Here is a 1,889-nt window from a genome sequence, read left to right as displayed (position 1 = left end):
TACCTGGTGCCCGGTCTCATCGCCCTGGCCGTCCTGGTTGCCTTGTATGTTGCCCTCAAACGCAGGTACCGCCAGGCATGAACATCAGAAAAGGCCATCGAAGACTTTCTCCTCCCGAGCACGTCAAATCTCCGGAGGAAACCTCCTCGATGGCCTCAATCGATGATGCGTTGTCATTTGTTCCTTTTTTGGGATATCCTAAGATCAACTATGGCCACAGCGATCTTCACGGCCGATGTCACCCCATCAATAACCGGAATCCACCCACACCGCCTCCCCCCCGAATTCCTGATCGGCGCCCACGGTCCGCCATAAACCGGGAGCCTAATCCACCTCCGATGAAGCCCGGGTCAATGCAACCACCGATTCCCTTGGCCGCATCAGAAAAACATAAACAATCAACCCGGCGCCCACCCCCAAAAACCATGAATAAGCGTAAAGGCCGCTCAATGGCGGAACGAACAACCCGATCAGAGAGAGGATCGTACCGATTCCCATCGCCACCAACGCTCGAAAATTCCATCCGTTGCTGTAGGAATACGGACCGTTCCGACTATAGAAAGCGGCCATATCGCAGTTTCTCCGACGAACAAAATAGAAATCACCGATCATAATCCCCGCCACCGGCCCCAACGTGCCCCCGATCGCACCGAGGATCGCAAAAATCGTATTTGCGTTGTCAAACCAGAGCCAAGGGGCAAAGAACAGCGCAATGACAATGGACAGCATCCCGGCTTTTACAAAATTGAGTTTCTTGGGGAACAAATTAATCAAATCATATGCTGGGGAAACGACATTTGCCGCAACGTTCACCGACAGCGTCGCAACCAATAGGGAAAACGACCCGAGAATCAGGATGACCGGATTGTGGAACTGCTTTAACAGCTCCACCGGATCCCATATCGGTCGACCGAATACCACGATGGTCCCGGATGTAATGATAATGCTCATCACGGCAAAAACAATCGCCGTGCCGGGCAGCCCGATCGCCTGCCCGACCACCTGATCCTTTTGGCTCCGGGCAAACCGGGTAAAGTCAGGGATGTTTAGAACCAACGTCGCCCACACACCGATCAAACCGGTGACCGAGAGGAAGAACACGTGCCAAAACTGACCGTTCGTCAACTTGCTTGGTTCAGCAAAAAGGGGGCCGACCCCGTGCGCCGCGACCAAGGCCCAAGTGACCAAACCGAGGCCGAGCACAATCACCAATGGTCCCGCCCACAGTTCGAAAAATTTCACACGTTCCATTCCATGTGAAATCACGTACGCATGCAGCACCCAGAACACGGCATATGCCAGAGCGTCGTTCAGACCCATTCCAAGCACATGAACGTCACCCAGAGCCGCCCAACCGGGAATGAGAAGGCCGAGCACGGCGCCAACCGCCTTACTGCCCGCCCAGGACTGTACGGCAAACCAGAAAATCGCCACAAATGCCCGGATCAACACCGGGATCTGTGCCGCTTGATGACCAAACGACGCTCTCACCAACACCGGAAACGGAATCCCGTATTTGGCCCCGGCCACGCTGTTCACCCACATCGCAAGGATCAAGATCACATTCGCCACGACGACGGTGGCCAGAGCCTGCCACACACTCATCCCGAGTCCAAGCAGGCTGCCCGCCGTTTCGTAAGCCACGATATTGTGAACCATACCCATCCACACCGTCGATCGGCAGCGCCCACTCATCGGCGGCCCGGACCATCTCCGGAGGGGTCTCCGGAAGGAACCGCCGGATCTTGATCCCCAAGCCGGCGCAGCCTTTTTGCGCCATTTGGCGGACCAAATCCACCAGGGCACCGGGGTGATCTTTTAGGCCGTATCCGGTGGTGACCAAAAGTTCGTTTGGTTTGAGAAAATCGATAATATCCGGCGCATCCATC

1 protein-coding gene and 1 pseudogene are annotated in these 1,889 nt (G+C 55.6%); both read right to left on the bottom strand.

What is annotated here, in order from left to right:
• Window positions 1-324: 324 nt before the first annotated feature.
• Window positions 325-1,665 (bottom strand): NCS1 family nucleobase:cation symporter-1, encoded by a 1,341-nt coding sequence (locus K6T64_RS16765; protein WP_288011383.1) that lies wholly within the window; start codon window positions 1,663-1,665, stop codon window positions 325-327.
• Window positions 1,666-1,675: 10 nt separating this feature from the next.
• Window positions 1,676-1,889: pseudogene (locus K6T64_RS16760) on the bottom strand (PucR family transcriptional regulator ligand-binding domain-containing protein); the annotation flags it as partial.

It is taken from the genome of Kyrpidia sp., from assembly GCF_023512215.1.
Lineage (GTDB): Bacteria > Bacillota > Bacilli > Kyrpidiales > Kyrpidiaceae > Kyrpidia > Kyrpidia spormannii.
The sequence above is the reverse complement of the archived record's forward strand: the minus strand, read 5'-3'. Positions and strand labels throughout refer to the sequence as shown.

Bases quoted from the DNA above. Each gene is read 5' to 3' on its own strand.
- K6T64_RS16765 (WP_288011383.1), bottom strand. From the start codon at position 1,665: ATGGGTATGGTTCACAATATCGTGGCTTACGAAACGGCGGGCAGCCTG.